The 6,138-nt window shown below is 61.2% G+C and carries 6 protein-coding genes and 1 pseudogene; 2 read left to right on the top strand and 5 right to left on the bottom strand.

Going from position 1 to position 6,138, the window contains the following annotated elements:
* Nucleotides 1–320 (bottom strand): annotated as a pseudogene (locus EOD15_RS26515) (NAD(P)/FAD-dependent oxidoreductase); the annotation flags it as partial.
* 259 nt (nucleotides 321–579) lie between these two features.
* On the opposite strand from EOD15_RS26515, the gene EOD15_RS26510 reads away from it, so the two are divergent.
* Together EOD15_RS26510 and EOD15_RS26500 are read left to right on the top strand one after the other, a co-directional pair.
* A complete protein-coding gene (locus EOD15_RS26510; RefSeq protein ID WP_127270283.1) occupies nucleotides 580–1,296 on the top strand; it encodes an XRE family transcriptional regulator in 717 nt (238 codons plus the stop codon).
* Between the two features lie 150 nt (nucleotides 1,297–1,446).
* Complete coding sequence (locus tag EOD15_RS26500) at nucleotides 1,447–1,818, top strand: endonuclease domain-containing protein (RefSeq protein ID WP_127320072.1); 372 nt, start codon at nucleotides 1,447–1,449, stop codon at nucleotides 1,816–1,818.
* 119 nt (nucleotides 1,819–1,937) lie between these two features.
* On the opposite strand, the gene EOD15_RS26495 is transcribed toward EOD15_RS26500, so the two are convergent.
* From EOD15_RS26495 to EOD15_RS26480, 4 genes are all read right to left on the bottom strand, one after another.
* Nucleotides 1,938–2,978: a DUF3445 domain-containing protein gene (locus EOD15_RS26495; RefSeq protein WP_127320070.1), complete on the bottom strand. Its 1,041-nt coding sequence runs from the start codon at nucleotides 2,976–2,978 to the stop codon at nucleotides 1,938–1,940.
* 91 nt (nucleotides 2,979–3,069) lie between these two features.
* Nucleotides 3,070–4,035 carry a PDR/VanB family oxidoreductase gene (locus EOD15_RS26490; RefSeq protein ID WP_127320068.1) on the bottom strand — a complete coding sequence of 322 codons (966 nt, stop codon included), beginning with the start codon at nucleotides 4,033–4,035 and terminating at the stop codon, nucleotides 3,070–3,072.
* The gene (locus EOD15_RS26485) at nucleotides 4,032–4,628 is read right to left on the bottom strand and encodes a dimethylamine monooxygenase subunit DmmA family protein (protein WP_127320066.1); all 597 of its coding nucleotides are present in this window, start codon (nucleotides 4,626–4,628) and stop codon (nucleotides 4,032–4,034) included. Before EOD15_RS26485 ends, EOD15_RS26490 begins: the two co-directional genes overlap by 4 nt.
* 142 nt (nucleotides 4,629–4,770) lie before the next feature.
* Nucleotides 4,771–5,904, bottom strand: coding sequence for an aminomethyltransferase family protein (locus tag EOD15_RS26480; RefSeq protein WP_127320064.1), 1,134 nt, complete (start codon nucleotides 5,902–5,904; stop codon nucleotides 4,771–4,773).
* Nucleotides 5,905–6,138: the final 234 nt, after the last annotated feature.

The raw sequence follows: 6,138 nt of genomic DNA, 5'->3' as shown, positions 1-6,138 counted from the left end.
ATGTAGTCCCACAGCACGGCGCGCGGCGGATAGGAGCCGATCGGCCGGCCGAAGTGCTCCTCGAAAGTATAGTCGGCGAATTCCAGGCACTCCTTCGGTCCGTTCGACCAGAGATAGCGGTACATCGAGCCGTGCACCGGATCGCCATGCTCGTCGAGGCCAGTGCGCCAGGTGTAGTTCCACAGGCCGCCCCAGTCCGACTGCTTTTCGAAGCAGACGATCTCGGGAATGTCGGCGCCCCTGTCGGCCGCCGACTTGAAGGCCCTGAGCTGTGCCAGGCCGGACGGGCCGGCTCCGATGACGGCAACGCGACTTTTCATGGCAGGCCTCCCGATCTGAATTTCTCTTACGAAACAAATTTCACTCACAGGACAGTAATTGGCCCTTTCGTGCTGTCAACAGCCCGATGCTGAAACAAGGTTTCGCCGATGTGGATTTCCCGCGAAAAGCCGGACGCGGCCAAACATCATTATCATGCGCATGCGCGTTCACGCGACTTGCCGTCGCAGTTGCGCTCCTGTATCGGCACCTGACATGTTCACCTAGAGTGAAATAAATCCCAGGAGTGCCGGGGGCGACATGGCGAAGAAGGTTTCCGATCCCAAGGCTGGTCTCGCCGGTGCGACGGCCAAGCCGCTGCCAAAGGTCTCGGCCGACGGCAAGACCATCCGCGCGCCGCTGACGCAGAACCCGCATGCCATTCGCGACACGCGCGAAAAAGTGCTGGAGGTGGCGATCGGCCGCGAGGTGCGGGCGTTCCGCAAGAAGCTCGGCATCACCGTTGCTGATCTCGCGGTCGCCACCGACATTTCGCTCGGCATGCTGTCGAAGATCGAGAATGGTATCACCTCGCCGTCGCTGACCACCTTGCAGGCACTGTCGCGGGCGCTCGGCGTTCCGGTCACCGCCTTCTTCCGCCGCTTCGAGGAGGAGCGCAGTGCCGTCTTCGTCAAGGCCGGCCAAGGTCTCGATGTCGAACGCCGCGGCACCCGTGCCGGTCATCAGTACAACCTGCTCGGCCATATCGGATCCAACACCAGCGGCGTCGTCGTCGAGCCCTATCTGATCACGCTGACCGAGGATTCCGATGTGTTCCCGACCTTCCAGCATGAGGGCATGGAGTTCCTCTACATGCTCGAAGGCGAGGTCGTTTACCGGCACGGCAGCAACCTCTACCCTATGAAGCCCGGCGACAGCCTGTTCTTCGACGCCGACGCGCCGCACGGGCCGGAGCAACTGACGAAACTGCCGATGCGCTATCTGTCGATTATTTGCTATCCGCAGAGCGCGGGTTAAGCGGGACTCGATCTCCCCTTGGTCTCTCGTGAGGAGATCGGCTTCGCGACGGCTCCTCTTTTGCACTGGTGATTGGCGAAAGCTGAAGTGACATTCGATCTCCTCCCTGGAGGGGGAGATGTTCGGCAGGACAGAGGGGGGCGAACCGCGATGACGCACAATCTGGTATCCGCCAACAGCCGCCGCAATGCGCGCACGATGCGCAAGGTGATGACCGATGCCGAACTCAAGCTTTGGAATGAGATCAGGGCACACAGGCTGATGGGACTGGGGTTTCGGCGCCAGATGCCTATCGCCGGCCATATCGTCGATTTTGCATGCCCGGACAAAAAGCTGATCGTCGAGCTTGATGGTTCCCAGCATGGCCGGGCCGAAACGTCGGAATCGGACGCTGCAAGAACCGCCAAATTCGAAGCGCTGGGCTGGACGGTCCTGCGCTTCTGGAACGACGATGTCATTCGCGATATCGACAATGTCTGCCAGCATGTCGTGATTGTGGCTGGGCTGGGCGACGCGTCGTAAGCGCGGAGGTGGAGATTGGGCAAGGCAGGCTCTCCACGGCGCCCCCCTCTGCCCTGCCGGGCATCTCCCCCTCTTGGGGGGAGATTGGCTGCTTTGGGGGCAGCGCCAACATCAGCTATTCAATCCGGCCCAAACCCTGGGCTCGTCGGGCTCCCATCGTCCAGCTTCGACAGCCACTCGACCAACGCCGGGCGATAGCGCGTCAGGCCCTTGTAGTTGGCGAGTTCGTCGGGCAGGTCGCGGATGACGCGGTGCAGGCGCCGGGCCCATTTCGGCTGCGTCACCAGTTCATCCATCTTGATCAGATAGCAGCGGATCGGGAAGACGATGCCGTTGGAGCGCGGCAGGCGCCAGAAGCTCTGCAGTTCGACGCGAAGATGCACCTTGTCGCCGACATTGTCCGGCGTCACCGTCGCCCGATCCGGCCCCCATTTGTGGTAGTTCTCGGGGCTGGTGTCGAGGCGCGGATTGATCGTCATCGTCCAGTTCAGGCGTCGAGCCGGCTTGCCTTGCTGGATGTTGGTGAGGAATTTCAGCGCCCTGACGAAAATCCCCTTCTCATGCGCCAGCGGCACAGGCGCATGCCATTCGAAGAAGTTCATGCCGATGTCGAAATCGAGCGACCAGTCGGCCTGGGTGGTGACCATGCCGGCATCCATCCACAGATTGCCGTCGCGCTGGTCGAGGATGCAGAAATCGCCCTGGCTTTGCCGGGTGATGTATTCCATCGGCCCGTAAGGCAGCGTCGAGGTGTCGCCGAAAGTGAAGGTGTCGTCGATACCGAGCGGCCGGTTGATCCAGCGCCAGCGATCGCCGTCGCGGGTCAGCGTGAAATGCTCGGGATAGCCCAGCGCCTGCTGCTCCATCAAAAGCTCGAGCAGATCCCAGCCGGCCAGCGTCATGTGCGGCAGCGACTGGCAGCGTAGCGGATCCTCGGCCAGCACCAGCGCGCGGTCCTGCATCTCGGCGACATAGTGCTCATCGACGTCGATCAGGTTTTCCAGCACGCTGCCCCTGGGTCCGACGACATGCGGCTCGATGTTGACCGCATACATGTAGGCGTCTTCGTGAAACGGAAACGGGAAGCGCCTGATGTGCTCCGGGCTGTTCTTGAAGGTGAAGTCGTCGCGGAACGTTTCCTTGCGAAAGGTGATGCCCATGATTTTCTCCTAGAGCGGGCTGCCCGCTCTATCTCTTTGTTTTAGCCGCATTTCTGCGACGCCAAGTGTATCCACTTGGCTGCAAAATGCTCTACCGTTCCAGGACCAGTGACCGGCCTTCGAAGCGCGACACGCACGGCATGATCTTCTTGCCCGAACGGTGCTCTTCCTCACTCAGCCAGTGGTCGTTGTGGATGAACTTGCCGTCGCAAGAGATGACGTTGGTTTCGCACTGGCCGCAGACGCCGCCGCGGCAGAGATAGGGCGGATCGACGCCGGCCGCCTCGATCGCTTCCAAGAGGCTCTGCTGCTCATCGACCCTGATCGACTTGCCGCTGACGGCAAGCCTCACGTCGAACGGCAGTCCGGGCTGGGGTGCCGCGAAATGTTCGAAATGCACGGTCTCCGCCGGCCAGCCGAGGCTTGCCGCGCGATCACGCACCCAGTTGATCATGCCGGCCGGGCCGCAGACATAGAGATGCGTGCCGAGCGGCTGCGTCGATAGCAACCGGTCGAGTTCGATGCGCTCCTCAAGGTCGTCATGATAGAGCCTGACCCGGCGGTCGTAGCGCTCGCGCAGCACATCGGCATAGGTGCCGAGCGATGCGGTGCGGCAGGTGTAGTGCAGTTCGAAATTGCCGCCTTCCGCCGCAAGCTGAGCGGTCTGTGCCATGAACGGCGTGATGCCGATGCCGCCGGCCAGCATCAGATGCTTTTTGGCGCGCAGGTCGAGCGAGAACAGGTTGACGGGGTAGCTGACCACCATCTCCATGCCCGGCTTGACGCTCCGGTGCATGAACAGCGAGCCGCCACGGCCGACATCGTCGCGCCGCACCGAGATCGTGTATTCGCGCGTATCGAGCGGCGAGCCCATCAGCGAATAGGGATTGAGCCTGGTGCGTTCGCCGTCGCGCATCTCGACCACGACATGGGCGCCGCCGGAAAAAGTCGGCAAAAGCTGCCCGTCGCGCCGGCGAAAATGGAAGCGGGTGACGAGGTCGTTGACCGGGACGACGTCGCTGACAACGACATCGAGTTTTGTTGTTCCGGTGCTCATCGAAAAATCTCCTCCATCGGAGGAATCTCCGAGCGATCTTCCGCATTGATGCAGACGCCCTGGAAGGCTGCGATGCGCCTGGAATAATGGTCGCGCACCAGAAGCAGCAGGCCGCAATGCGCGCAGGTCGCCGGCTGCGTCGTCACATTCTCGGTGATGCCCTTGCAATGGACACATTGCATGCGCCGCGCCAGCGAGCCGCGGTGCTCGGTCTGGATCGAAGTGTGGTCGATGCCGGCTTCAAGCGCCACCTGCATGGCCTGGCCGATCAGACCCTCGGTGCCAGCGAGGTAGACGCGCAAGCCCATATGCGCGTTGGCCAGTGTCTGCCTGAGCCGGGGCAGCAGGCTGGCGAAGGACGGCGCCAGATGGAGCTGCGCCGGCTTCAACGCTTCGAGCGCGACGGCATGTTTGCCGTCAAGCCCGGGAATGAAGACGATTTCGGCGTCGTCGAAAAACCCGGGCGGCGCCCTCCCGGCCATCTCCGCTATCGCCAGCGCCCCTTCCGCGTCCGCGATGAAAAGATGATGCTTGCCGGGTTGCGGAGACAAGGTTCCGTAAACGGGCCGGCTGATGATACTTTTGGCTGCCATTTATGTCTTCGTGCCTTCGAGCGCTTCACCGTTTCATAGAAACGGCGGACCGCTCTATCTCTTTGCTTTGACGCAATTCCGGACGGAAAACCGTTTCACACTTTTCCTGGAATTGCTCGAACCCCTCGGTGTTGACTATGCCTCAACCTTTCGCCGTGCGCTTGGTCTTCTTGGGATCATCGAAGGGAAGCGGCTGCGCCGTCGCCTTGATGGCACCGCTCTTGTTGCGGATTTCGAGCTTGGTGTCCTTGACCGCGCAGTCCACGTCGAGCCGGGCGATGCCCATCGATTTCTCGACCAGCGGCGAATACATGGCACAGGTTACCACGCCGACCTTTTTGCCGTCGCGATAGACCGGCGCACCTTCGTCAGCCGGCTCCTTGCCGTCGAGCAGCACGCCATAGATCTTGAAGCGCTCTTTACCCTTGAGGCGGTAGTGCTCCTCGGCGCCGCGAAAGCCGGTCTTGCCGGGACTGACGGTGAAGTCGAGGCCGAGTTCCCACAGCGTGTCGCCGGGGCCTTCGTTTTCAAACGGATATTTCTGCGAATTGTCGTAGGGGTAGAAGAGCAGATAACTTTCGACGCGCAGCATGTCGAGCGTGGTGAAGCGGCACGGAATGATGCCGGCGCTCTTGCCCTCGTCGAGGATCCTGTCCCAGATCGTGCCGGCATCCTGGCCGCGGCAGAAGATCTCGTAACCGCGCTCGCCGGTATAGCCGGTGCGCGATATCATGACGGGCAAGCCGAACAGCTGCGTCTGCATGTGATGGAAATAGTTGAGGTCGCGAATGCCCGGCACATGCTTGGCTAGATAGTCGACTGCTGTCGGACCCTGCAGCGACAGATCGTGCAGATTGTCGTCGAAGCGCAGCGACACGTCGCGCCCTACCGAAGCACGCTGCAACTCCTCATGGCCGGTGCCCGAACCATGCACGACCATCCATGCATTGGGGCCGGTGCGGTAGAGGATGCAATCGTCGGTGAATTTTCCCGCCTCGTTCAGCATGCAGGCATAGGCCGACTTGCCGGGATAGATCTTTTCGACATCGCGTGTGGTGGCGAGGTCGATGAGATGCGAGGCGTGCGGCCCTGATATGTGGACCTTCTTGAGGCCGGAGACATCCATCAGACCAGCCTTGGTGCGGATGGCGATGTACTCCTCGTCGGCATCCTTGTCGTAGGTCCAGGCGGTTCCCATGCCGCTCCAGTCTTCGAGCTTCGAACCGAGCGCTCGGTGGCGATCCGCCAGGGTCGAAAATCTCCAGGATGCCGTCATCCGCTCGTCCTCCGTTTCGATAATGCTCTGCTGTTCCCTGCCCCCTGCGCAGCGGCGGGAGCTTTGGCCGAATATTGATCGCAAACCTCCGGGCGCCGCAATACCCATAAGCAATTAATTTCATTGTCAGGCAAAATCCGCCGCGCAAACCAAACGGTTAACCCCACGTAAATCGCGCTTGACAATTGCGAGATTCAGACAGAATTTATGAAAAAAATTTCACTCTGTTGAAAG

The sequence above is a fragment of the Mesorhizobium sp. M7A.T.Ca.US.000.02.2.1 genome, assembly GCF_003996995.1.
Classification (GTDB): Bacteria; Pseudomonadota; Alphaproteobacteria; order Rhizobiales; family Rhizobiaceae; genus Mesorhizobium.
This window is presented reverse-complemented; position numbering and strand designations above follow the sequence as displayed.